The organism is Pseudoxanthomonas sp. G3 (genome assembly GCF_057654715.1).
Window position 1 is genome coordinate 1,300,811 of record NZ_CM172805.1, and the last position, 23,716, is coordinate 1,324,526.

25 protein-coding genes are annotated in these 23,716 nt (G+C 67.6%); 12 read left to right on the top strand and 13 right to left on the bottom strand.

Features of this window, described 5'->3' with window-relative positions:
• Nucleotides 1-4 precede the first annotated feature (4 nt).
• Entirely contained in the window at nt 5-952 is a 948-nt protein-coding gene (locus tag AC23D6_RS06080; RefSeq protein WP_487751887.1) for a DMT family transporter, read from the bottom strand.
• A 105-nt stretch (nt 953-1,057) separates the two neighbouring features.
• Here AC23D6_RS06080 and AC23D6_RS06085 point away from each other — a divergent pair, with 105 nt between their 5' ends.
• Together AC23D6_RS06085 and AC23D6_RS06090 are read left to right on the top strand one after the other, a co-directional pair.
• Complete coding sequence (locus AC23D6_RS06085) at nt 1,058-1,705, top strand: Pr6Pr family membrane protein (RefSeq protein ID WP_487751888.1); 648 nt, start codon at nt 1,058-1,060, stop codon at nt 1,703-1,705.
• Nucleotides 1,706-1,909: 204 nt separating this feature from the next.
• Nucleotides 1,910-3,211, top strand: a complete 1,302-nt coding sequence (locus AC23D6_RS06090) for an MFS transporter (protein WP_487751889.1) — start codon at nt 1,910-1,912, stop codon at nt 3,209-3,211.
• A 4-nt stretch (nt 3,212-3,215) separates the two neighbouring features.
• On the opposite strand, the gene AC23D6_RS06095 is transcribed toward AC23D6_RS06090, so the two are convergent.
• Nucleotides 3,216-4,040 carry a DUF72 domain-containing protein gene (locus AC23D6_RS06095; protein WP_487751890.1) on the bottom strand — a complete coding sequence of 275 codons (825 nt, stop codon included), beginning with the start codon at nt 4,038-4,040 and terminating at the stop codon, nt 3,216-3,218.
• Between the two features lie 72 nt (nt 4,041-4,112).
• Here AC23D6_RS06095 and rraA point away from each other — a divergent pair, with 72 nt between their 5' ends.
• Nucleotides 4,113-4,589 (top strand): ribonuclease E activity regulator RraA, encoded by a 477-nt coding sequence (rraA, locus tag AC23D6_RS06100; protein ID WP_487751891.1) that lies wholly within the window; start codon nt 4,113-4,115, stop codon nt 4,587-4,589.
• A 177-nt stretch (nt 4,590-4,766) separates the two neighbouring features.
• Here the strand turns inward: rraA and AC23D6_RS06105 are convergent, their stop codons facing one another.
• Nucleotides 4,767-6,578: a DUF885 domain-containing protein gene (locus AC23D6_RS06105; protein WP_487751892.1), complete on the bottom strand. Its 1,812-nt coding sequence runs from the start codon at nt 6,576-6,578 to the stop codon at nt 4,767-4,769.
• A 114-nt stretch (nt 6,579-6,692) separates the two neighbouring features.
• Here AC23D6_RS06105 and AC23D6_RS06110 point away from each other — a divergent pair, with 114 nt between their 5' ends.
• The gene (locus AC23D6_RS06110) at nt 6,693-7,043 is read left to right on the top strand and encodes a GFA family protein (RefSeq protein ID WP_487751893.1); all 351 of its coding nucleotides are present in this window, start codon (nt 6,693-6,695) and stop codon (nt 7,041-7,043) included.
• Here the strand turns inward: AC23D6_RS06110 and AC23D6_RS06115 are convergent.
• Nucleotides 7,040-7,975 carry a LysR substrate-binding domain-containing protein gene (locus AC23D6_RS06115; RefSeq protein WP_487751894.1) on the bottom strand — a complete coding sequence of 312 codons (936 nt, stop codon included), beginning with the start codon at nt 7,973-7,975 and terminating at the stop codon, nt 7,040-7,042. The genes AC23D6_RS06110 and AC23D6_RS06115 overlap by 4 nt on opposite strands.
• Before the next feature lie 106 nt (nt 7,976-8,081).
• Here AC23D6_RS06115 and AC23D6_RS06120 point away from each other — a divergent pair, with 106 nt between their 5' ends.
• Entirely contained in the window at nt 8,082-8,978 is an 897-nt protein-coding gene (locus AC23D6_RS06120) for a DMT family transporter (protein WP_487752580.1), read from the top strand.
• A 6-nt stretch (nt 8,979-8,984) separates the two neighbouring features.
• Here the strand turns inward: AC23D6_RS06120 and AC23D6_RS06125 are convergent, their stop codons facing one another.
• From AC23D6_RS06125 to AC23D6_RS06135, 3 genes are all read right to left on the bottom strand, one after another.
• The gene (locus AC23D6_RS06125) at nt 8,985-10,382 is read right to left on the bottom strand and encodes a DUF2867 domain-containing protein (RefSeq protein ID WP_487751895.1); all 1,398 of its coding nucleotides are present in this window, start codon (nt 10,380-10,382) and stop codon (nt 8,985-8,987) included.
• A 17-nt stretch (nt 10,383-10,399) separates the two neighbouring features.
• Nucleotides 10,400-10,729, bottom strand: a complete 330-nt coding sequence (locus AC23D6_RS06130; RefSeq protein ID WP_093296658.1) for a metalloregulator ArsR/SmtB family transcription factor — start codon at nt 10,727-10,729, stop codon at nt 10,400-10,402.
• 90 nt (nt 10,730-10,819) lie between these two features.
• Nucleotides 10,820-11,728 carry a peptidylprolyl isomerase gene (locus AC23D6_RS06135; protein ID WP_487751896.1) on the bottom strand — a complete coding sequence of 303 codons (909 nt, stop codon included), beginning with the start codon at nt 11,726-11,728 and terminating at the stop codon, nt 10,820-10,822.
• 132 nt (nt 11,729-11,860) lie between these two features.
• On the opposite strand from AC23D6_RS06135, the gene AC23D6_RS06140 reads away from it, so the two are divergent.
• Nucleotides 11,861-12,226, top strand: coding sequence for a PadR family transcriptional regulator (locus AC23D6_RS06140; RefSeq protein WP_487751897.1), 366 nt, complete (start codon nt 11,861-11,863; stop codon nt 12,224-12,226).
• Nucleotides 12,223-13,146: a sensor domain-containing protein gene (locus AC23D6_RS06145; protein ID WP_487751898.1), complete on the top strand. Its 924-nt coding sequence runs from the start codon at nt 12,223-12,225 to the stop codon at nt 13,144-13,146. The genes AC23D6_RS06140 and AC23D6_RS06145 overlap by 4 nt, the downstream gene beginning before the upstream one ends.
• A gap of 127 nt (nt 13,147-13,273) precedes the next feature.
• On the opposite strand, the gene AC23D6_RS06150 is transcribed toward AC23D6_RS06145, so the two are convergent.
• Nucleotides 13,274-14,521: a polyhydroxyalkanoate depolymerase gene (locus AC23D6_RS06150; protein ID WP_487751899.1), complete on the bottom strand. Its 1,248-nt coding sequence runs from the start codon at nt 14,519-14,521 to the stop codon at nt 13,274-13,276.
• Between the two features lie 80 nt (nt 14,522-14,601).
• Nucleotides 14,602-15,210, bottom strand: coding sequence for a class I SAM-dependent DNA methyltransferase (locus AC23D6_RS06155; RefSeq protein WP_487751900.1), 609 nt, complete (start codon nt 15,208-15,210; stop codon nt 14,602-14,604).
• 95 nt (nt 15,211-15,305) lie between these two features.
• Between AC23D6_RS06155 and AC23D6_RS06160 the strand changes: the two genes are divergently transcribed.
• Nucleotides 15,306-15,722 carry a CopD family protein gene (locus AC23D6_RS06160; protein ID WP_487751901.1) on the top strand — a complete coding sequence of 139 codons (417 nt, stop codon included), beginning with the start codon at nt 15,306-15,308 and terminating at the stop codon, nt 15,720-15,722.
• A gap of 31 nt (nt 15,723-15,753) precedes the next feature.
• On the opposite strand, the gene AC23D6_RS06165 is transcribed toward AC23D6_RS06160, so the two are convergent.
• Nucleotides 15,754-17,448 (bottom strand): alkaline phosphatase family protein, encoded by a 1,695-nt coding sequence (locus tag AC23D6_RS06165; RefSeq protein WP_487751902.1) that lies wholly within the window; start codon nt 17,446-17,448, stop codon nt 15,754-15,756.
• A gap of 139 nt (nt 17,449-17,587) precedes the next feature.
• Here AC23D6_RS06165 and AC23D6_RS06170 point away from each other — a divergent pair, with 139 nt between their 5' ends.
• The gene (locus tag AC23D6_RS06170; protein WP_487751903.1) at nt 17,588-18,865 is read left to right on the top strand and encodes a dicarboxylate/amino acid:cation symporter; all 1,278 of its coding nucleotides are present in this window, start codon (nt 17,588-17,590) and stop codon (nt 18,863-18,865) included.
• Nucleotides 18,862-19,299 (top strand): GNAT family N-acetyltransferase, encoded by a 438-nt coding sequence (locus tag AC23D6_RS06175; RefSeq protein WP_487751904.1) that lies wholly within the window; start codon nt 18,862-18,864, stop codon nt 19,297-19,299. Before AC23D6_RS06170 ends, AC23D6_RS06175 begins: the two co-directional genes overlap by 4 nt.
• Here AC23D6_RS06175 and AC23D6_RS06180 read toward each other — a convergent pair.
• The 3 genes from AC23D6_RS06180 to AC23D6_RS06190 form a co-directional block, all read right to left on the bottom strand.
• Nucleotides 19,296-20,165, bottom strand: a complete 870-nt coding sequence (locus AC23D6_RS06180; RefSeq protein WP_487751905.1) for a bile acid:sodium symporter family protein — start codon at nt 20,163-20,165, stop codon at nt 19,296-19,298. The two genes, AC23D6_RS06175 and AC23D6_RS06180, sit on opposite strands and share 4 nt — an antisense overlap.
• Before the next feature lie 170 nt (nt 20,166-20,335).
• A complete protein-coding gene (locus tag AC23D6_RS06185; RefSeq protein ID WP_487751906.1) occupies nt 20,336-21,118 on the bottom strand; it encodes a C40 family peptidase in 783 nt (260 codons plus the stop codon).
• 118 nt (nt 21,119-21,236) lie between these two features.
• Complete coding sequence (locus tag AC23D6_RS06190) at nt 21,237-21,794, bottom strand: C40 family peptidase (protein ID WP_487751907.1); 558 nt, start codon at nt 21,792-21,794, stop codon at nt 21,237-21,239.
• 83 nt (nt 21,795-21,877) lie between these two features.
• On the opposite strand from AC23D6_RS06190, the gene AC23D6_RS06195 reads away from it, so the two are divergent.
• Nucleotides 21,878-22,357 carry an FKBP-type peptidyl-prolyl cis-trans isomerase gene (locus tag AC23D6_RS06195; RefSeq protein ID WP_487751908.1) on the top strand — a complete coding sequence of 160 codons (480 nt, stop codon included), beginning with the start codon at nt 21,878-21,880 and terminating at the stop codon, nt 22,355-22,357.
• A gap of 111 nt (nt 22,358-22,468) precedes the next feature.
• Entirely contained in the window at nt 22,469-23,716 is a 1,248-nt protein-coding gene (locus AC23D6_RS06200) for a DUF418 domain-containing protein (RefSeq protein ID WP_487751909.1), read from the top strand.

A 23,716-nucleotide genomic window follows, 5' to 3' on the forward strand; every position in this document is an offset into this window, starting at 1 on the left:
CGCGTCAGTCGACGATGCCTTTCGCCTCGGAGGTGCCCAGCACCTCCGGGTGCTCGATGTGCTTCTTGCGCTGGCTCAGCGGGTGCAGGAACACCGCGGCCAGGATGATGCCGACGCCGAGGTAGAACAGCGGGGTCAGTTCGCGCTGTTCGCCCAGCAGCACGATCGCCAGCACGATGGCGTAGACCGGCTCCAGGTTGGTGACCAGCTGCACGCCATACGCGCTCAGGTGCTTAAGCGCGACCAGCGACAGCGCGAACGGCAGCAGCGTGCAGGCCAGCGACAGGATCACCAGCAGTGCGCCGTCCTTCCAACCGGGCAGCACGAACAGGTCGCCGGCGAAGGCGGGGAACAGCATCGGCATCAGCGGTGCGAGCGCGGTCAGCAGCAGGGTGCCCGCGCCCAGTTCCAGCCCGGTGATGGTCAGCGGTTCGCCGTGATCGATCAGGCGTTTGTTGAGCGGGCCGAACACCGCGACCAGCAGCGCCGACAGCGCGCCCACCAGCACGCCCAGGCGCATGCCGTCGGGAATGCCGCCGACCACCAGCGCGACGCCGGGCAGCACCGCGATGCCGAACAACAGTTCGCGCCACGAGAACGGGCGCCGGGTGAGCCAGGGCTCGATCACCGAGGTGAAGGCGGGCGCCAGCGCGATGCAGGTCACCGCCACCGACGCGTTGGACAACTTGATGGCGCCGTAGAACGTCAGCCAGTGCAGGGCGACGATCAGGCCGATGCCGCAGTAGGCCAGCACCAGCCTCAACGGCATCGCGCGCAGGCCGCGCCAGACGCGCGGCAGCAGCGCCAGCGCCGCGACCACGATCAGCATGCGCCACCACACCAGAGGCAGCGCCGACAGGCTGATCAGCTTGCCCAGGATGGGAGTGAAGCCCCACAGGAGTACGCACAGGTGGATCTGCAGCTGGGCCTTGGCGGTCGGTGTCATCGGCATGGGCGCATTGTCGCCGAAGCCACGGGACGCTGGCGACGGGACCACTCGCCGATCCGGGTTGGCCGTGGCAAGCTTCGCCGATCGCCGTGAACGGGAACACCGCCGATGCCGCCCGCTCCGTTGTCCCTGGTGTCCCGCGTGTGCGCTGGCCTGGTCGGCAGCCTGGCGCTGGCGGCGTTAGTCCTTCAGTACGTACTGCTCGTGCAGCTGACCCGCGACAACATAGGAATCGCGCTGGGCACGGTGCGCTTCCTTACCTACTTCACGATCCTCAGCAACATTGCGGTGGCGCTGGCGGCCTTCACCGCCGCCACGGGGCGGGTCGGCTTTTTCGCGCAGGCGCGCGTGCGGGGCGCGGTCGCGCTCTACATCGGTGTCACCGGGAGCATCTACTTCTTCATCCTGCGTCACCTGTGGCAGCCGCAGGGCGCGCAGTGGTGGGCCGATACCGGCCTGCACTATGCCGTGCCGCTGGCGTATTGGGCGTGGTGGCTGGCCTGCGTGCCGCACGGGACCTTGCGCTGGCGCGACGTAGCGGTATGGCTGTTGTTTCCGCTGGCTTATGTGGTCTGGGTATTCGTGCGCGGCGCTTGGCTGGGCGAATACCCGTATCCCTTCATCGATGTCGGCCAGCTGGGTTGGGCGAAGGTGGCGATCAATGCGGTGGGGGTCATGGTGGTGTTCGTGGCGCTGGGGGTGCTCATCGTGGGTGTGGATCGCGTGCTCGGCCGTCGCCTTGCATCCTCCCTGTAGGAGCGACGTCAGTCGCGACCGCACGTTGTCCGATCAGATGAAGCTGCATCGTCCGCGGTCCGTCGGTTCGCCGATGTCTACGGACGCGTTGGGGGGACGGTCGCGACTGACGTCGCTCCTACAGGGAGGCGAGGGTGCTAGACGCATGTCGGTTGGCATGCAATGTTCGCGCGCAACGCCCGTGCTGACATCCAGGACCTCCGCATGACCGCCACCACCGCATCGCCTCCGATACCGCGCCCTTTCGACCGGCGCGACGCGAAGACGCTCGGTCTGTCGGCGCTGGGCGGTGCGCTGGAGTTCTACGACTTCGTCGTGTTCGTCTTCTTCGCCAAGGTGCTGGGCGCCTTGTTCTTCCCGCCCGGCACGGCGCCGTGGTTGGCGCAGCTGCAGGTTTACGGCATCTTCGCCGCGGGTTACGTGGCGCGCCCGCTGGGGGGCATCGTGATGGCGCACTTCGGCGACCGGCTGGGACGCAAGCGGATGTTCACGCTCAGTGTCTTCATGATGTCGGTGCCCACGCTGCTGATCGGCCTGTTACCCACGCACGCGCAGGTCGGCGTGCTGGCGCCGTTGCTGCTGCTGGCGATGCGGATCGTGCAAGGCATCGCCGTTGGCGGCGAAGTGCCGGGCGCGTGGGTCTTCGTCGCCGAGCACGTGCCCCGCAACCGCGTAGGCATTGCCTGCGCCACGCTGACGGCAGGCCTGACCGCCGGCATCCTGATCGGCTCGCTGCTGGCGGCGTGGATCAATGCGCGCTACAGCGCTGCCGAAGTGCAGGCGTGGGTGTGGCGTATGCCGTTCCTGCTCGGCGGCGTGTTCGGGTTCGTCGCCGTGTGGCTGCGGCGCTGGTTGGAGGAGACGCCGGTGTTCGTCGAAATGCGCGAACGCCGCCAGCTGGCGCGGCAGGTGCCGGTGAAGCAGGTGCTGGCGGAGCATCGGCCGGCGGTGCTGCTGTCGTTCCTCGCCTCCTGGCAGCTGACCGCGGCGATCGTGGTGGTCGTGCTGCTGACGCCAACCCTGGTGCAGACCAGCTTCGGTATCGCTCCGGCGGTCGCCTTCCGTGGCAACAGCCTGGCGACGCTGGCACTGGTGTTCGGCTGCCTGGCCGCCGGGTGGGCGGTGGACAGAATCGGGGTGGGGCGTGCGCTGTTGTCCGGCTCGCTGGGATTGGGCGTGGCCGCGTATGCGCTCTACGGCGCGTTGCTGTCGGGCCATGAGGCGCAGTTCGTCGCCTGGTATACGCTGGCCGGCTTCTGCTGCGGCGTGGTCGGGGTGACGCCGGCGCTGATGGTCGCGGCGTTTCCGCCGGAGGTGCGCTTCTCCGGCCTGTCGTTCTCGTACAACGTAGCCTATGCGGTGTTCGGCGGACTGACGCCACCGCTGATCGCATGGTTGTCCGCCGCCTGGGGGCCGTTGGCGCCGGCGCACTACGTGGCGTTCACCTGCATGGTCGGCATCGGCGTGGCCACGTGGATCATCGTGAAGCGGCCCCTGCGCTACTGACGCACTACGCCGCGAGCTTCCGGATCAGCGCCATCGCCGCGGCCGGATTGCGTTCCTTCGCGCTGCTGATGAAGTAGACGAACACATCGCGTCGCGGCAGCGTCGGCCCGGGTTCGCCCACGTGCGGCAGCTCGGCGATGTCTTCGCCACGCGACCATGCGCGTGCACGTTCGGCCCACAGCGCGAGTTCCTTTGGCGGGTAGCCGGTGTCGATCGGCTGCGAGCGCATCAGGCGCGCATAGACGAAGTCCGCGGTGAGGTCGGCGAAGGAAGGATAGTCGGTGGAATCGGTGAAGACCGTGGCGACCTGGTGGCGACGCGCGAGGTCGATCAGGTCGGCGTCGACGGCTGCCGGATCGCGGATTTCGAGTGCATGCCGCAGCGGTCGTCCGTCGATCTCCCGCGGGAGCAGTGCCAGGAAGGCGTCCAGTTCCTCGCGGTCGACGCGGCGGCCCGCTTCGAACTGCCACACCAGCGGCCCCAGCTTCGCGCCGAGTTCGGCGATGCCGCCGACGAAGTCCTCGACCTGCGCACGCGTCGATGCCAGCGAACGCGACTGCATGATCCGCTTGGGCGCCTTGGCCGAGAATACGAAGCCGTTCGGCGTCTGGTCGCGCCAGCTGGCATAGGTCGCCGGCTTCTGCGCACTGTAGTAGGTGCCGTTGATCTCGATGGCGGTCAGCTGGCGGCTGGCGTATTCCAGCTCGCGCCGTTGCACCAGGCCATCGGGATAGAAGTTCTTGCGCCAGGGCGCGAAGGTCCAGCCGCCGATGCCGACACGGATGCCGTCGGTGGAGACAGGGGGCGGGGAAGCGAAGAGGTCGTTCATGCGCGAAGCATAGCCCGGTGTGCGTCGTGCCCGCGTTACCATGCGGTCAACCCGCGCCCTCGGAGATGCCGCATGTCTTGGACCACGCCCGACCTCTGCGACCACTTCCCAGACGTGCGGGTCGCCGAGCCGGTGTTCCGCGGCTATGGCGGACGCGTTGCCTTCGCCGGATCGGCGGTGACGGTGAAGTGCTTCGAGGACAACTCGCGCGTGCGCGAACTGGCGGCCTCGCCGGGCGAAGGTCGGGTCATCGTGGTCGATGGCGGCGGGTCGCTGCGCCGCGCGCTGTTGGGCGACCAGATCGCGGCGAACGCGGTGGCGCACGGCTGGTCCGGCTTCCTCATCTTCGGCTGCGTGCGCGACGTCGATGCGCTCGCCGCCTTGCCGCTCGGCGTGCAGGCGCTGGCTTCGCATCCGATGAAGACCGAGAAGCTCGGCCTGGGCGAGGTGGACGTGCCCGTGGCGTTCGCTGGCGTGTCGATCGCGCCGGGCGACTGGATCTACGCCGATGCCAACGGTGTGATCGTGGCGACGTCGCGCCTGGCGTAGCGCCGAGCTTGCTCGGCTGCTTTTTCCGCGAAGGAGCGGAGCAAGCTCCGCTCTACGCCGTGCTGCGGGAGAATGAGCGGAGCAAGCTCCGCTCTACACGGTGCCGGGAAGTCGCTGGATCCCCGCGTTCGCGGGGATGACGTCCCGGCAAAGGCGCGCTGTGCGCGCGCCGGGACGTCACTTGATCGGCTCGTCCAGCATCAGCTGGCGGACGAAGCGCACCGGCGGTGCGCCGTACGACAGCACCTGGTCGTGGTAGGCCTTCAGGTTGAACTGCGCGCCCTGCTTGGCTTCCGCCGCCTTGCGCATGTCGAAGTGCTCCTGCACGCCGACGAAGTACGTGGGCAGTTGCGCGGACGTCAGCTGCGCGCGCGTCCACTTGCCGGCGGCTTCGCGCTCCTGCTGGAAGGTCTGGCGCACCATCAGGTCCATCGCCTGTTCGCGCGTCCAGCCATCCACCTGCACGCCCTGGTCGAGGATGGCGTTGGCGATCGTGCGCAGGTAGAACTTCATCTGCACCAGGCGGAACAGCGGATCGTTGTCGAGGTAGCCGGCGTCGGCCATCATCTTCTCGGTGTAGACCGCCCAGCCTTCGGCGAACATGCCCGAGCGCAGCACGGCGCGCAGCGTGGACGGGAACTTGGCCGAGTGCCAGCCTTCCAGGTAGTGGCCCGGCGTGCCCTCGTGGATGCTCAGCAGGTGGATCATCCGGCTGTTGTATTCGCGCAGGAACGAGTCGACCTGCTTCTGGTCCCATTCCTCCGGGATCGGCGAGACGGCGTAGAAGGTCTTCAGGTTCTTGTCGAGCGGGCCGGGCGAATCGCAGTACGCCACCGCCACGCCGCGCTGGAACTCCGGCATCTCGATGATTTCCACCGGCGCGTCCGGCAGCGTGACCAGGTCGTGCTTGCGGACGAACTCGGTGGCCTGCGCCAGCGCCGCTTCGGCGTCCGGCACCACCTTGTCGCGCGCCGGGCGCTCCGCATAGGCCAGCTCAAGCGCGGCCTCGATCGCCTTCTGTTGCTCGTCGGCGGTGGGCGTCTCGGGCAGGGCCGGCGCGCCGGGCTTGTCCTTCAGCACGGTGCGGGCGATGCCGTACATCTCCTCGCGCACGCGCTTGAGCTCGCCTTCGGCGCGCTGCTTGATGTCGGCGCGCGACAGCGAGGAGAGCAGGGCGAACTGCAGCTTCTGGTCGTACAGCGCCTGGCCGATGCGGAAGTCGCCCTTGGCGTTCGGCACCAGCGTCCTGTCCAGCCACGCCTGGTGTTCGGCCACGGCGGCCTTCAGGCCGTCGATGGCGAGCTGCGCCTGCGCGCGATCGGCCTCCGGCAGGTCCTTGAGGTTCGGTGTGATGAAGGTGTCGACGATGCTGAGGATCCCGGCGTTCTGCTTGGCGACGGTCTCGGCATGCACCTTGGGTACGCGCGCCGGATCGAGATTCTCGCGCGCCTGCGCCAGCAGCGCGGGAATCTTCTGCATGCGTGCGGTGGCGGACTTCAGGCGCTCGGGCAGCGGCGCGAACTCGCGTGCCATCAGTCCGTAGATCGCGCCGCCGGCGACGTTGTTGTAGACCTGCGGATCCCATGCCCAGCTCTGCAGTGTTTCCGCCGTCCAGATGTCGTACTGCAGCTGGTTGCGCAGGATGGCCGCATCGACCTGGTTCTCGCGCGACAGCGCGGCGACGTCGGTGGCATCCAGTTCGGCCAGGATCTTCTTGCTGAAGTCCAGGCCCTTCTGCCGGCCGGCCGCGCTCAGGTCGTCGAGCTCGCCGTCGTACTTGTGTTCACCGATCTGGGTGGCGCTGACGGGCGAAAGCTGCAGCCAGCCCTCGAGCGCGCGCTTGGACAGGTCGGCGAAGGCGGCATCGGCCTTGGCGGTATCGGCCGTCGCGGACGCGGTGTCGGCGCCCGGGGCGGCGGTGGGGGCTTCGCTCTTCTGGCAGGCGGCCAGCGAGGCCAGGAGGGCGGCGGCGAGCAGGGTCTTGCGCATGGGAGTCCTGTTGCAGTGCGGCGGTGATCGGAACGCAGAGCATAGGCCGAAGGTCATGCCTGCGCCCGTGCCATTCGATATACGCTGGCCCCCCGGACCACGGAGAACGCTGTCATGAAGCACGAAGGAAGCTGCCACTGCGGGCGCATCGCGTTCGAGGTCGAAGGCGAGGTCAACGAAGTGATCGACTGCAATTGCTCGCTGTGCCGCCGGCGCGGGGGCCTGCTGTGGTTCACGCCGCGCGACGCCTTGGTGTTGAAGACGCCGGAAGCGGCCCTGTCCACCTACACCTTCAACAAGCACCACATCCAGCACCACTTTTGCGCCACCTGCGGCATCGCGCCGTACGGCGAAGCCGCACACCCGAAGACAGGCGCCATGATGGCGGCCGTCAATGTGCGCTGCCTGCCGGGCGTGGATCTCGCCTCGCTCAACGTGAGCCCGTTCGACGGCGCCAGCCTCTAGCGATGGGCGCGGCCCAGGAAGTCGTCCGGCATCGGAGGCAGCGGCGTGCGCTCGTCGCGAGCCTCTTCCTTCAGCCAGTCGATGAAGGCCTGCGCCGCGGCGCTCGGCGGCTTGTGTGCCGGATGCACGGCGTAATACGCAAAGCGAGCTTTTAACGCGGGGCCGGGCAGGCGCACGAGTTCGTAACGCTGCAGATAGGGCTGGGCGACATGCCGGCGCGCCAGTGCGGCGCCTACGCCATACACGGCGGCGCGCATCGCGTCGGTGCTGTCGTTGAAGCTGTGCATCGGCGGCAGCCGCAGCCCTCGCACCCCGGCGGCGCGGAACCAGTCGCGCCAGCCCTGCAGTGCCAGGTCAGTCACCAGCGGCAACTGGGCGATCTGGCGCGGCTCCTGGATCGCTTCGATGCCCGGCAGGGCCGGCGAGGCGACCGGGAACAGTTCGTCGTCCATCAGGTGGTGCGCGGTCAGGCCCGTCCAATGCCCGGGGCCGTGGCGGATGCCGAGCTCGGGCCCTTCGTCGTCGAACCGGGTCAGCGCGATGCCGGTGTCGACGTGCAGGCGGATGTGCGGATGCCGCGCGCAGAAACGGGGCAGCCGCGGCAGCAGCCAGCAATAGGCCAGCGAGTGCAGCGTGGTGATGCGCAGCGTGGTCGTCTTGCCGGACAGTTGCAGATGGGAGGCGACCGCATCGATGTCGCCCAGCGCTGCATTGGCCGCATCCGCCAGTTGCCGGCCTTCCATCGTCAGCTTCACGCCGCGCGCATGCCGCTGGAACAGGACCACGCCCAGCATCCCCTCCAGCTTGCGCACATGATGGCTGACGGCGCTGGCCGTGAGGTGCAGCTCGTCGGCGGCGTGCGCGAAGTTCTGGTGGCGCGCGGCGGCGGCGAATACGCCCAGGGCGGGCAGCAGGGCGGGGCGCAGGCTCATGACGGCTCCAGGCACAAACCAGATTTGTCGCTTGCCCGTATGGTACGCGCTTGTCGGGTCTGCCGAATCCGCCAGAATGACGGCAGACACGAACAAGGGTGCGGCGATGGCACAGGCAACGACGACCGTGGGCGCCTCCCCCGAGGTGGTGGGGCGCGACTGGCGCACGCCGCTGGAACTGCTGGCGCTGGGCGCGATCTGGGGCAGCTCGTTCCTCTTCATGCGCATCGCGGCGAATCCGTTCGGCCCGTTCGCGTTGGTCGAGGTGCGGCTCGCGCTGGGCGCGCTGGTGCTGCTGCCCTTCCTGTGGCGCGAGCGCGCGCATTTCCGTGCCGGCATGTGGCCGCGGCTGGCCATTATCGGCGCGATCAATTCGGCGATCCCGTTCCTGCTGTTCGCGTGGGCGGCACAGCGTTCGCCCGCGGCGATCGGCGCGATCTGCAATGCGATGACCGTGTTGTTCACGGCGCTGGTGGGCTTCCTGTTCTTCGGGCAAAAGATCGGTACGCGCCGGTCGCTCGCGTTGTTGGTCGGCTTCGTGGGCGTGGTGGTTCTGGCCACCAGCAAGGCCGGTGGCCTGAGCGTGGGCGGTGCGGTGGTGGCTGGCTCCACGGCGGCGTTGCTGTATGGCGTAGGCGTCAATCTCGTGCGCAAGCATCTTGCGGGCATTCCGCCGGCCGCCGCCGCGGCGGCGACGCTGGGTTGCGCGGCACTGCTGGTGCTGCCGTTCGCGGTGACGCACTGGCCGACCGGGGCGATTTCCAACAGCGCATGGGGCGCGGCCATCGCCATCGGCGTGGTCTGCACCGGCTATGCCTTCCTGTTGTATTACCGGCTGATCCAACGCATCGGTCCGGCGCGCGCATCGACGGTGACCTACCTAGTGCCGCTGTTCGGCGCGGGCTTTGCGTGGGCGTTCCTGGGCGAACCGGTCACACTGGCGATGCTCGCCGCCGGCGCACTGATCCTGGGCAGCGTGGCGGCCAGCCAGCGCGCCGCCTGAGCGGCGTCAGGCGAACAAGCCCTGCGCGAGCGTCAGGGGCGCGTGCCGCTGCGCCGCGCCTTCCACCGCCATGCGCAGCATCGCCGGCGCGATGTAGGCGTGGTGCACACCGCTGATGGCGGCCATGTACGCGCGCCCGAAGACATTGGCGCACTGCACGCGTGTGCCCAGGCTGATGTCCACACCGGCGTCGGTGATCTGCACGCCCACGCAGGAGCGGAACGCCAGATGGCGATCGTCCGCGCCGAGGATCACCTGTGCGCGCCGCCCATCCGCATCGATCCGCTGCGCCAGCACGGGATAGCGCCCGGCGAACAGCGGCCCATCGCCCGACGACAGCAGCGAGGACACCGGGCATCCCAATGGCGAGGTACGCAGGCGCAACGGCCGTACCAACACATTCCTCAATCGCATCAGCTGGGTAACGCCGGTCGGGCGGTACTGGAGGAAACCTTCCAGCACGTCGGCCAGCAGGGCCGATGCCGTCGCGTTCGCCCTCCCCTGCAGATGCAGGCTGAAGGTGTCTTGGTGGTGGAAGCCCGCTAGTTCGTCCAACAGCAGCGATCCGTCCGGCGGCGAGGGCAGCGACTTCACGGCTGATGCGCGGCCTTCGACGAAGCCGATCTCGCCGCACCAGCCCGCCAACCGCGTGCGGACGCGACCGGCAGGTGCGCGCAGGCCGGCACAGAGATGCTGCTGCCAGCTGCCGGGCGGCGCATGTAGGGCAAGTCGAACGGTCGGGATGCGCGCCACATGCGCGGGATGCGCGGCCAGCCACGCCTGCACGGAAGGAGGCAGCGTTTCGGTCAGCGTCGCGATGTTCGCCTCGCCGGCGAGCACTTGGTCCTGCAAGGCGCCGTGCGGCAGGCCACCGAGTTCGTCCGTGTGGCAAGACAGTGCGAACAGTACCGGATGCGTGCTAGCCGCCTGCAACGGTGCGAACTGGTGCCAAGTGCCGCCGCCGAAGCGCACGCTGAAAAGCGCATCGGCCGGCAGGTCGACATGGTGGAGGGCGGCGGCGAAATGCGCGGGGTCGCGCGCGAGCTGTTCGTCGGATGCGGTCGAGAAACGCAAGCGCGCGCCGCCGCTGCCAGTGACCGCGGTGAACGTGCGGTGCCCGGCGTGGCGATGGAAGGGGTGGCCGTTGGCGCCGACGGTAAAGGTGTACAGCGCGCTGCGTTCGCCCGCCTCGAAATCCGGCGCCGCGATGCGCGCCGAGGGTTCGTCGAGCGCATCCACGAAGCCGGGATGCGCGCGCTGCAGCGCGCCGGCGTCCGCGTGCAGTCGATCGCCGGCGCCCGGCCCCAGCTGCGCCAGCAGCACCACCTCCACCGGCAAGCCGCCCGAATACGAACGGATGCGGGCGGTCGGGAAACCCGGGACGACGTCGGCATGGCGGTGCATGGAGGCTCCTCGAGGATTCAGCGGGGTTTGGGCGTGGCGGTCTTGCGCGCGCGCGCCTTGGCTTCGCGCTTCAGCGGGCCGGCGGTGGGGCAGACTTCGAACGCGAAGCCGGTGAGCGTGTTGACCAGGTTGTCGGGCGCCAGCCGGTAGAAGACGAACTGGCCGCGCTTGTCGCTGCTGACCAGGCCGGCGGCCTCGAGCACGGACAGGTGCCGCGAGATGGCCGGCGCGCTCATGTCGAAGCGTGCGGCGATCTCGCCGGCGGTGAGTTCCTGTGCGGACAGGTAGGCGAGGATTTCGCGACGCGGGCGGGAGGCGAGGGCGTCGAAGATGCGGTCGACCGTCATATGCACTTAGATAATTAACGTATTTGCTAAATATCTAAGTGAAGGGCGCCGCTGTCAAGCGCCACCGGTCGGGGCAGCGCTCGGGAAGACTCAGCGGGTCGGCGGCGTGCGCACCGGCAGCGGCACGTTGCACAGGTCGATATGGCCGGCAGGGCGCACGTACCAGCCATCGCGGCGATTGCGGCGCGCTTCGGTGGCCGCGGCGAAGGTCTTCGAGTCCGTGCGCAGAACCTGCAGCGGCGTGCGTTCGTTTTCCGGCACGTCGCTGGCGAGGCGGATCGCCGCGATGGGCGTGCGTTCGCCCGCGTTCTCGTAGAAGCCCATCGGCTCCGGGCCGCGGGGAATCGCGCTGAGCAATTCCATCCCTTTCACCACGCGGCCGACCAGGGTGATGTTGCGGTCGAGTTGCCGCGGCGACTGGCCGGTGACCACGTAGAGTTCGCTGCCATTGCTGCTGTCAGGCGGACCGCCCCGGCCGGCGCCCAGCGCGCCGTAGCAATGCGCCAGCCAGACCTCGCTCGTCTTGGGGTCGCGTCCCGCCGGGAAGCCATCGACAAAGCCGACTTCGGGCGCCCAGCCGTCCGCGTCCGGCAGTCGGGTGAAAGAAACACTCTTGGACGCGCGTGCGAACTCCGCCGGCAGTTTCGTCTTCGCCGTGCCGAGTGATTTCGCCTTCGCCGCGTCTTCGGCATCGGCATCGCCGAACTGCACCACGAAGTTGTCTTGAGAGCGGTAAATGCCCAGTCCGTTCCAGAAGCCCTCGCGCGCCAGCGTGCGGATGTTGGCCACGTGCTCGGGCGCAAAGGGCGGCGCCAGCTCGATCACGACACGTCCACCTGGCACGTCCATATAGAGCGTGTTCGCCGGATCCAGTGTGCGCCAGTCGGCGTCCGGCGAGGCGTCCAGGATCTCCTTGGCGCTGAGGTACTTCGGCGGCTCGGCCGCATGCGCGGTGGACAGGGCGAACAGGCAGGCGAGCAGCAGGAGGGGCAGGCGCATGGCGGATCCGGGGCGGAAGGTGGACCGATTGTAGGGAGGCCGCCGGTCCCAGTGACTACTGGCACATTCGCTATATCAAAGTTCGCAATAGCATCCTCTCCAACCTAGCGGCCGGTCCGCAAAGGGGGAGCGATGAACGAGCCCGATATCCATCTGAAGAAGTTCCAGAAAGAGCTCAGCGCCGGCACCGTATCGCTGGCGCTGCTGGCGGTGCTGGCCCGGGCCGGCGAGCCGCTGTACGGCTACCTGATCGCCAAACAGCTGGAGCGCGTGGGCGACGGGGTGCTCAGCGGCAAGCAGAGCGCGCTGTATCCGGTGCTGCGCAACCTGGAGGGCGGCGGCATGCTGGACAGTTTCGTCGAGCCTTCTGTCGCCGGCCCGCCGCGGCGCTACTACCGCATCACCGAGGCAGGGCGGCAGACCCTGCAGTCCTGGGCCGCCGCCTGGCGGGCCACCCGCGATTCCGTCGATTCCGTGCTTGAGGGGATTCCTGCATGAACACCACCACCACCGCTTCGGGCAGCCGCCTGCCCACCACCATCCCCGAGTACCTTGATCAGTTGCGTGCGGCCCTGGCCGGCGCCGACAAGGCGATGATCCAGGATGCCGTGTACGACGCCGAGGAATACCTGCGCTCGGAACTGGCCGAAAACCCCGGCAAATCGGAAGCCGAGGTGATCGCGTCGGTCGCGGGCAGCTACGGCGCACCGGAGGAGGTCGCCGGGATCTATCGCGAAACCGAGGTCACCGTCGCCAAGGCGCTGCGCCCACCCGTCCCGCCGAAGCGCACGTCGACGCTCGGCCGGTTCTTCGGCGTCGCCGCCGATCCGCGGACCTATGGCGCGTTGTTCTACATGCTGCTGTCGCTGGCGACCGGTACGTTCTACTTCACCTGGGTCGTCACCGGCGCCAGCCTGTCGCTGGGTCTATTGATCCTGATCATCGGCATCCCGCTGTTGCTGCTGTTCCTGATGTCGGTGCGGCTGCTCTCGCTGGTCGAGGGACGTGTAGTGGAGGTGCTGCTTGGTGAACGCATGCCACGCCGTCCGCTCTACACGCAGCGCGACAAGCCGTGGACGACGCGCTTGAAGGAGCTTTTCACCGACGGCCGCACGTGGACCGCCATGCTGTACCTGCTGCTGATGCATCCGCTGGGCGTGCTGTACTTCTCGGTCGCCATCACCCTGCTGGCGCTGTCGCTGGGACTGATCGCCGCGCCGGTGGCGTACTTCCTGCCCTTCGACTACGTGCTGAGCTTCGGTAACTGGAGCGTCGTCGACGATGCGCCCTGGCTGCTGCCGCTGTTGTCCCTCATCGGCTTCGTCCTGCTGTTCGCGACGCTGCACCTCGCGCGCTTCGTGGGTATTTTCCACGGCTGGCTGGCCAAGCATTTGCTGGTGCGCTCGCCTGTGGTGTGAGATCGCCCCGAGTATCACGCCAAAAAAGCCGCCCATCGGGCGGCTTTTTTCGTGCGTCGAGCGAAGCTTGCTTCGGTGTTTCCCGTCACCGCGCGGAGCCGAGCGAGCTCGGCTCTACGTTGTGACGTCAGCCCGCGTACCGGGCGATGAAGTCGCGCACCTGCGGATAGACGTTGTCGCGCCAGCGGCGGCCGCTGAAGATGCCGTAGTGGCCCGCGCCCTCCACGGTCAGGTGCTTGTGGTGGGCCTTCGCAATGCCCGTGCACAGATCGTGCGCCGCAGCGGTCTGGCCCTGGCCGGAGATGTCGTCCAGCTCGCCCTCGATGCTCATCAGCGCGGTCTTCTTGATGGCCGACGGCTTCACCAGTTCGCCATTGACCTTCCACTTGCCACGCGGCAGCAGGAACTCCTGGAACACGGTGCGGATCGTGTCCAGGTAATACTCCGCCGGCATGTCGAGCACGGCGTTGTATTCGTCGTAGAACTTGCGGTGCGATTCGGCGTCCTGCAGATCGCCCTTCACCAGGTCTGCATAGAAGTCCCAGTGCGACATGAAGTGGCGGCTGGGGTTCATCGCGATGAAGCCCGCATGCTGCAGGAAGCCGGGATACACGCGACGGCCTTCGCCCGGGTAAGGCATCGGCACCGTGTTGATTACGTTGTTCTCGAACCACGACAGCGGATTGCGCGTGGCCAGGCTGTTCACTTCGGTGGGGCTGCGGCGCGCATCGATCGGGCCGCCCATCATCACCAGCGAACGCGGCGTGGCTTCGCCGCGCGCGGCCATCAGCGAGACCGCGGCCAGCACCGGCACGGTCGGCTGGCAGACGCTGATCACGTGCAGCTTGTCGGCGCCGATGTGGCGGATGAAGTCCTCCACGTAGGCCACGTAGTCGTCGAGGCTGAAAGCGCCTTCCGACGACGGCACCATGCGCGCGTCGACCCAGTCGGTCACGTAGACCTTGTGGTCGCGCAGCAGCGTGCGCACGGTATCGCGCAGCAGGGTGGCGTGGTGGCCGGAGAGCGGTGCCACGACCAGGACGACGGGATCATCCTTCAGCGTAGTGATCGTTTCGGCGTCGTCGGTGTAGCGCTTGAAGCGCAACAGCCGGCAGAACGGCTTCTTGACGATCTCCTGTTCCACCACCGGCACGGTGCGGCCTTCGACGTCGACCTCATGGATATCCCACGCGGGCTTCTCGTAGTCCTTGCCGATGCGGTAGATCAGTTCGTTGCCGGCGGCGATGCGCTCGGCGCCCGGCATGTTGGACAACCAACTGGTCGGGGCGGAGAAGATGCGCGCGTTCGCTTCGGCCATGTAGGCCAGCGGCGCCATCCATGCGCGTCCGAGTTCGTGCAGTTGGTACAAGGTCATGGCTGTCCGGAATCCCGCTTTTGGTGCGTGGTGCTGCGGCGCAGCATACCCCAAAGGCGAGGGTGCCGCGCGTGGCCTGTTCAGGTTATCGGCCGATAGTCCGCCGCCTCCAGTACTGCGACATCGCCCGCCAGGCGGGGAGCCAGCCAGCAGTGGTTACCGATCGACTGGAAACCTTCGCCATTGAAGGCCTGCCGGTACCAGGCGGCCTTGCGCGGCTGGAAGTCCTCGTGGTCGCCGTCGAACGCGTCTTCCCTGGCGAAGGTTTCGAGGAACGCCACGCCGCCGCACAGTTCCGCCAATCCGGGGAGGCCGCGCTTCAGTTCGCGGGTCGGCACGTAATGCAGCACGTCCGAACACACCAGCAGGTCGACGGGCTCGCACGGGCGCAGGTACTGGAAGTCCTCGAAGCGCGCGTAGTGCAGGTTGCGCGTGCGCCCGAAGCGGCGGATCGCGTACTCGCTGCTGTCGAAGCCCAGGTACTGCACCTTCGGCCGCAGCTTCAGCAACGGCGCGCGCCACGCGCCTTCGCCGCAGCCGATGTCGAGCACCGTGCGGATCGGCCGTTCCAGGTGGTACTCGGCTACCGCCACTGCCATCGCGACCTTGCGCGCGAGCCGCGGTGCGCCGCCGATGTCGCCATCGCGGTACCAGCGCTTGAAGTAGTCGGCGTCATAGAGCTTGGTCATGCGCGTCCCCGGGCTACGGAAGGCGGCAAGCTTACGCGATGCGGCGCGGTATCCTATGCGTCGCACACTTCGCGCAGCCAGTCGGAGCCAGCCGCATGTACCTGTGGGTCAAGACTTTCCATCTCGTCTTCGTCATCGCCTGGATGGCGACGGTGTTCTACCTGCCGCGCATCCTGGTCAACCTGGCCGAGACGACCGGACAGCCCGACGTGCAGGCCCGCCTGTTGCTGATGGGCCGTCGGCTGTACGGCTTCGGCCACAGCATGTTCGGTATCGCGGTGATCCTGGGCGGCGTGCTGTGGTTCTACTTCAGCATCAGCGGCGGTTGGCTGCACGCGAAGCTGACGCTCGTCGCGCTGGTGCTGGGGCACTTCATCATCACCGGCCGCTGGCTCAAGGGCGTGGCGAAAGGCAAGTCGCTGCCCTCGCCGACGGCATTGAAGTGGTTCAACGAACTGCCGCTGTTCGCGTTGATCGCGATTGTGTGGCTTGTGCTCGCCAAGCCGTTCTGAAGCGCGGCGCCGGGCTTGCCGGCGCGTGGGTTCACTTCTTCTCGAAATCCCCGATCTTCGGCAGCTCCACCGGCACGCCGTTGGCGTCGCAGGTGCCGGCGGCGCACAGGCGCGCGCGCAGCTTGGGCGTGGCCTGGACGATGACGTGGTAGATCGTGTTCTGCTCCAGCGTGCCGCGGAAGGCGTCGCTGCCGGGGCCGATGGCCCAGATGCCCACATCTTCGCCACCGTGCGATTCGGACTTCAACGGCACGAGAGCTTCCTGCAGGTAGTCCGGATGCTCGGTGTCGACATGGCTCAGGTCGGGACGGCCTTCTGACGGTTCCACGCTGCTGGGCGCATGCAGGAACGTCTTCGGACCGGCCGGTTGGCGGTTGCTGGCGCCGGTGTAGCCGGGGCCGTTGGCGTAGGTCAGCGTGGTGAAGGTCATGCCGGTCTGGTCGCGGGCGAGGTCGCCGGGCGTGTCGTCTTCGCCGCCCTGGCCGCGCACCTTGCCGAGGATGGGATTGCCGCGTACCGGATAGCCAACGAAGTTCAGCGTGTGCGAGTGGTCGGCGGTGACCAGGATCAGCGTGTCGTCGCGCGAGGTCGCGGCGAGCGCGGCCTGCACGGCGTCGGACATCGCGACGGTCTCGTCGAGCGCGCGGTACGCATTGCCGTAGTGGTTGGCGTGGTCGATGCGCGCGCCTTCCACCAGCAGCACGAAGCCCTCGGGATTGCGTGACAGCGTGCGGATCGCGGCGCGGGTGAGGTCGGCGAGCGAGGGCTCACCCTGATCGTCCTTGCGGCGGTCGTGCTCGAACTGCATGTGGTCGTACTCGAACAGGCCCAGCAGTTGCGGTGCATCGGCGGCGGCTTTCAGCTGCTGCGTGTTGGTGACGTAAGCGCCCTGCGGATGCGCCTGCTGCCATTCGGCGACCAGGTTGCGGCCGTCCAGGCGCTGACCGACCTTGTCGTCTTCTTCCGGATCGCGCACGTCGACGGGGAGGAACTCGCCGCGGCCGCCACCCAGCGCGACCGTCGGGCCATGGCCGAAGCGCGCGGCCGCAAGCAGCTGCTGCGCAATGTCCGTGCAGCCCTGGGCAATCGCTTCTTCGGGCAGGTCGCTGTCGTTTTCCCAATCGCGGTGCGGGACATGCGCATACGTCGCGGCCGGTGTGGCATGGGTCAGTCGCGCGGTGGTGACCACGCCCGTCGCCAGGCCCGCGCTGTCGGCGAGCGTCAACCAACTGAGCAGGTGCTTGCCGCGGCTGTCGGCGCAGTCGTTCTTGCGGCCGGCCGAGACACCGATGGCGCCCATATGGGATTTCACGCCCGTGGCGACCGCCGTCATCGTGCCGGCGGAGTCGGGCGTCTGCGAATCGGTGTTGTAGGTCTTGCTGAAGGCGGTGTGCGGGAAGCGCTCCCAGCTCAGCAGGTTCTCCTCGCCCGGCGCCCCCTTTCGCTGCCCTTCGAAGATGCGCGCGGCAGCCACGGTAGTGAGGCTCATGCCGTCGCCAAGAAAGACGATGACGTTCTTCGCGCGGCCCTGCATCGCCCCGTTGCCGGCGGCTTTCGCGGCGCCGCTGCGGTACCACCATTGCGGTGTCTCGCCCTGCGGGTGGGCCACCGGCGCGACTTCGACGCGAAGGGCGGACGGCGCGGCGGGCGAGGTGCTGGCGCAGCCGGCCAGTGCGGTAAGCAGGGTCATGCCGGCAAGCGGCGAGACGAGGGAACGCAGATGCATGATGAACCGGGGGAGGACAGACGGATCATTATGCCGTCCGGGCAGTGTCCTGTTCATGACACCCGGCATTCCGCCCGCAAGGTCGCCCCATCGAAGGGCTTCGGCTAAGGTGTTCTGTCCGCTTACGTGAGTCGTCTGGATGAAGCTGGTCTCGGCCTGGTTGAAGATCCCGTTCTGGCAGCGCGTGGTCGCCGGCTTCGTGCTGGGTGCGCTCGCGGGCTGGCTGCTGGGGCCGGCCGCAGGGACCTGGCTCAAGCCGTTGGGCGATCTCTACGTCACCCTGATCAAGATGATCGCGGTGCCACTCGTGTTCTTCGCCGTGATCAATGCGGTGTCGAGCCTGCACGGGCAGAAGTCGGTGGCCGCGCTCGGCGGGCGCACGTTCTTGTGGTTCGCCGCGACCGCGGCACTGGCTGTCTGCGTGGGCCTGGTCGTGGGCTGGGTGGTGCAGCCGGGCAAGGGACTGACCGGGCTGATGATGGCGCCCGATTACCAGGTGCGCGAAGTGCCGACGCCGGTGCAGGTGCTGCTCGACATCGTGCCGGCCAATCCCTTCAAGGCGCTCACCGAAGGCAAGATCCTGCAGGTGATCTTCTTCGCAGGCCTGCTCGGCTTCGCCCTGGTGAGGCTGGGCGAGCGCAGCGCGGGCCTGCGCAAGCTGGCTGGCGAAGCGAGCGACACGATGGTGCAGGTCACCCGCTTCGTGCTGGAGATGACGCCACTGGGCACGTTCGGCCTGATCGGTGCGCTGGTGGGTACGTACGGTTTCGAAAAGCTGCTGCCGCTGGGCAGCTACATCGGTGCGCTGTACGTGGCCTGCGCAATCCACATCGTCGTGGTCTACGGCAGCCTGCTGCTGGCGCATGGCCTGAACCCGTGGAAGTTCTTCCGTGGTGCGGCGCCGGGCATGCAGGTGGCTTTCGTCAGTTCGTCCAGCTTTGCCTCGATGCCCGTGGCATTGCGCAGCGTCACCCACAACCTGGGCGTGGACAAGGATTACGCGGCGTTCGCCGTGCCGCTGGGCGCGAGCATCAAGATGGACGGTTGCGGCGCGATCTACCCGGCGCTGACGTCGATCTTCGTAGCCCAGTACTTTGGGCTGGACCTGTCGATGAACCAGTACTTCGTCATCCTGTTGGCGTCGGTACTGGGCAGCTTCGGTACCGCCGGCGTGCCGGGCACGGCCACGGTGATGGTCACGCTGGTGCTGAGCGCGGCCAACCTGCCGCTGGAAGGCATCGGCCTGCTGGTGGCGATCGACCGCATCCTCGACATGATGCGCACGATGACCAACGTGACCGGGCAGATGCTGGTGCCGGTGCTGGTGGCGAAGGAGACCGGTTTGTTGGACCGCGAGATCTACGAATCGGCATCGACCAATGTCGGCCTCGCGGATGACCCCTCGCCGACACCATGAGTGACACGGAAGCTATCGAACTCGTCGCGTCATTCCCGGACGCGACGACCTATCGTCGCCTGCGCGCCGAAACCGGCCTGTCGCCCAAGTCGCACGAAGCCGCCGAACGCGGTCTGTCGAACACGCTGTATGGCGTCAGCCTGGTGAAGGCGGGCGAGGTGATCGGCATGGGTAGGATCGTGGGAGACGGCGGCACCGTGTTCGTTGTCGTGGATATCGCTGTGCAGCGCGACCACCAGGGGCTGGGCTTGGGCAAACGCATCATGGCGGCGCTGGATGCATGGCTGCGCGCGAATGCTCCGCCGTCGGCGTACGTCATGCTGGTCGCCGATGGCGAAGCCCGCCACCTCTATGCGCAGTTCGGTTTCGCCGAGACCGCGCCCGCGTCCATCAGCATGGCTTACGTGGCACGCGGACCGGGAAGCGACAGCTAGGCCACGGTGTCACGCGTGCCGCGCGATACCCACCAGGCGAACACGCCGGCCGTAACGAACATCAACAAGCTGTAGACCGCGGCCGGCACGGAGATGGTCGGCTTCTCCAGCACGTTGAGTGCGATGAAGATCGCCAACGTGCCGTTGTGGATGCCGATCTCCATGGCGATGGCGATCGCCTGCTTCTTCGGCAGGCGCAGGGCCAGCGGCGCGACGTAACCGGTGCCCATGCTGATCAGGTTGAACAGCAGGCAGGCCAGGCCGACGGCTGCGAAGTAGGTCGCCAGGGTGTCCCATGCCTGTACGACGGCGGCGACCACCAGCAGGGCGAGCACGAGCACCGACAACAGCCGGATCGGCCTCTCCGCCCGTGCTGCAAAGCTCGGCGCCTTCGCGCGCAGCAGCATGCCGATCGCGACCGGCAGCAGGATGATGGCGGCCACTTCGACTACCTTCTTCGTCGGTGGCGGAACGTACTGGCCGGCACCGAGGAAATACTCCAGCGACAGATTGAGGATCACCGGCAGCGTCAGCAAACAGAGCAGGCTGTTGATCGCGGTGAGGGTGATGTTGAGTGCCACGTCGCCGCGGGCGAGGTGGCTGTAGATGTTGGCGGTGGCGCCGCCGGGCGAGGCGGCGAGGAGCATCAGGCCGACGGCGAGTTCGGCCGGCAGGCCGAAGCCCAGCGCCAGTCCGAACGCAGCCCACGGCAACAGCAAGGTCTGCAAGGCCAGGCCGAGCAGCACCGCACGTGGATAGCGCGCGACGCGGCGGAAGTCCTCCAGCGTCAGTCCCAGTCCCAGCCCGAGCATGATGATGCCCAAGGCCAACGGCAGCAGCAGATTGGTCAGCAGTGAGGCCTGCATCGCGTACGACTCCCCTTCGGCGCGAAGAAAACAGGTAGTGCGCGCAACTTGGTTGCGCATGCCGGAGGATGGCGGCAATCGACCGTACGGCGCAAGTTGCGCTGCACCGTCACGTGCAAAAGAAAAAGGCCGCACAGGGCGGCCTTCATCGTGCGCGGATCGCGTGCCGCTTACATCGCGACGCGACGCCCGCTGAGGTAGCGGTTGCCCCAGTAGCCGCTGAGCAGCGTATCCACGCGTACGTCCTTGCCCCGGCTGGGCGAGTGCAGGAAGCGGCCTTCGCCGACGTAGATGCCGACATGGTTCACGCGGCCCTTCAGGCCGAAGAACACCAGGTCGCCCTGACGCAGGTCTTCGCGGGTGCCGACCAATTGCGCATCGGCCTTGCTGGCCATGTCGCGGGACACGCGCGGCAGTTCGATGCCGAGCGCCGTGCGGAATACGTAACCGACCAGGCCGCTGCAATCGAAGCCGCTGTCCGGCGAGGTGCCGCCCCAGCGGTACGGTGTGCCCATGAGGGCGAGTGCGCGCTGCAGGACGGCCTGGACCTTGCCGCCTTGCTGTTCCTGGGCGACGACGCCTTCCTTGCTGAGATCGTAGGCGGACAGCAGCTTGCTGATATCGCCGGCGACCATCGCCGAGCGGTCGACCAGCGGCAGCGTGTCGCTGGCGGCCAGGCGCGGAAGCAGGGCGGAGAGGGTGGCAGTCGCCGCTTCGGCGGCCTTTTCCTTGACGCTGGTGGTGACCGATTTGGTCGGCGCCGCCGCGGCCGGCGCTTCAACGACGTCACCGCTGGGTAGGGCGGCGTCGGTGTCGCTGGCCGCAGGCGCGGTCTGGGCGACGGCCGTGGAGGCGACGACGCAGAGCGACAGGCTGAGGAGGATTCGGGTGACCCCCCGCATGGAGCGGTGGGTGGCGGCTGGCAGGCCTGGCGGCAGGTCGTCGGTCGTCACGCGCGGATGGGTTTCACAAGATGATCACGATAATGCCGACTGATCGGACCGATTTGGTTCAGAAATCGTTATTTATTCGTTAAGTGTGAACGTCGGCTGTCACAGAGTTGACCGATTCCTAACGAAGGACGCGTTTCGCACCCGTGTAATGGTCCCGCCAGTAGCTCCCGTCCAGGTGGTCCAGTCGGACGGTGCCGCCGGTGCTGGGGGCGTGGACGAACCGGCCCTCGCCCACATAGATGCCCACGTGGGTGACGCTGCCGCGGCTGCCGAAAAACACCAGGTCGGCCGGCGCCAGGCGACGCGGCTCGATCTTCGGCCCCTGGACCTGGGCCAGTTCTCGCGAGGTGCGCGGCAGGCGGACATCCAGCATGTCGCGGAAGACGTAGGTCACCAGGCCGCTGCAGTCGAATCCCGACTCCGGGGTGTTGCCGCCGTACCGGTAAGGCGTGCCCACCAGGCCGATCGCCCGCATCAGTACGGCCGTGGCGGCCGCGGGATCCTCGGCCTGCACAACCGGCCAGTCGCGCTGGGCGGGCGGGGGCGTAGCTTTGCGGGCCTGGGGCTTGGAGCCGCCGCACCCGGCCAGGGCCAGTGCGCCGGCGCACAGCGCCAGGGCGATCCAGCGCCGAAGTGGCGCGGGCATGGGCAAGCCGGGATAATGTCGGGCCTTCATCGCGGCGCATCTTCGCCGCATTCCCTCGCGGCCCACAAGCCGCTCCTGTCCTGCCGGCCGGCAGGCCCCGCCCAGAGTCCCGCATGAAAATCGCAAAAGACAGCGTCGTCCGTTTCCACTACACCGTCTCCGAAGCCGGCCAGGAGCCGATCGAAAGCTCGAAGGACCGCGAACCGCTGGCGATCCTGATCGGCCACGGCAACATCATCCCGGGCCTCGAGAACGCGATGCAGGACCGTGAAGCGGGCGAGAGCTTCGGCGTCGATGTCGCCGCGGCCGATGCCTATGGCGAGCGTCGCGACGGCCTGACCCAGCGCGTGCCCAAGAAGCACTTCGGCAACCAGCGCCTGATCCCGGGCCAGCAGGTCGTGCTGCAGACCAACTTCGGTCCGCGCGCCGTCACCATCGAGAAGGTAGGCATGAGCGTGGTCGACGTCGATCTCAACCACCCGATGGCGGGCAAGGACCTGCACTTCGACGTCGAGATCGTCGAAGTCCGCGAGGCCAGCGCCGAAGAACTCGAGCACGGCCACGTGCACGGCGACGGCGGCCATCACCACTGAGCCGCGTCCGACGTGCCTTCCGAACGGCCCGCGAACGCGGGCCGTTCCTTTTGGCACGCAGGTTGCCTCACGCGGCGTGTTCTAATCGGGCCTCGATCCGGGGGGAACGTAATGACAGCGACGATCACGGAGAACCTGGCACCTGTGGCGGTGTCGGAGCGCATCGGCGCGATGGACGTGCTGCGCGGTTTCGCGCTGCTCGGCATCCTGCTGATGAACCTGGAGGGTTTCGTGGGACCGGTGATGGCGTCGGCCAACGGCCTCGATCCTACGCTGACGGGGGCGGACCGCGCGGTGGACCTGCTGGTCTACGTGCTGGTGCAAGGCAAGTTCTACACGCTGTTCTCGCTGCTGTTCGGCATGGGCTTCGCGGTGATGTCGCAGCGTGCCGAGCTGGCGGGGCGGCCGTTCGCCGGCGTTTACTGGCGTCGCGGACTGGTGCTGCTGGCGATCGGCATGGTGCATGCGATCTTCATCTGGGCGGGCGACATCCTGATGATGTACGCGCTGTGCTCGTTCCTGCTGCTCGCGTTCCGCCCGCTGTCGCATCACTGGTATCCCTGGTTCGGGCTTGGCGCCTACGTCATGCCGATCGGTTTCATGTACCTGATGGGGGCCATGGGCTCGCTGCTGGGCGGGACCGAAGGCTGGGACAAGGCGATGGGCGAGATCGGCGCGCAGATGCAGGCGCTGATCGAGAGCGAACGGACGGCTTACGGCAGCGGCAGCTATGGCGAGGCCACGTGGCAACGGCTGAAGAGTACGGGCATGGCGCTGAGCAATATCACCATGTTCGGCTTCATCGCGTTCGGTCTTTTCCTGCTGGGTGCGTGGTTCGTACGCAGCGGCGCCATCGCGCGGCCGCGCGAGTTCGGCCGTCTCTATGCCCTGTTGCGCTGGGTCGCCTTGCCGGTGGGCCTGCTGGCCATGCTCGGCTCGGTGGCACTGTCGCCGACGATGGAGCCGACGACCTTCAACCTGCGCGTATCGACGGCCTTCGCCCTGCAGATGACGGCGAACCTGTTGATGTGCCTGGGGTACCTCGCGTGGATCCTGAAAGCCTTGGAGACGCCCGCGGCCGCACGCATTCTTTCGGTGCTGGCGCCGGCAGGACGCATGGCCCTGACCAACTACCTGATGCAGTCGCTGGTCTGCACGTGGATCTTCTATGGCTACGGCCTGGGATATTTCGAGCAGCTTCCGCGTGCCTGGCAGCCGTTGTTCGCGGTGGCGCTCTTCAGCGTGCAGGTGGCGCTGAGCCACGCATGGCTGTCGCGCTTCCGCTTCGGACCGATGGAGTGGGCATGGCGTTCGCTGACGTACGCGTCGCTGCAGCCGATGCGCCTGCCATCGCGGTGA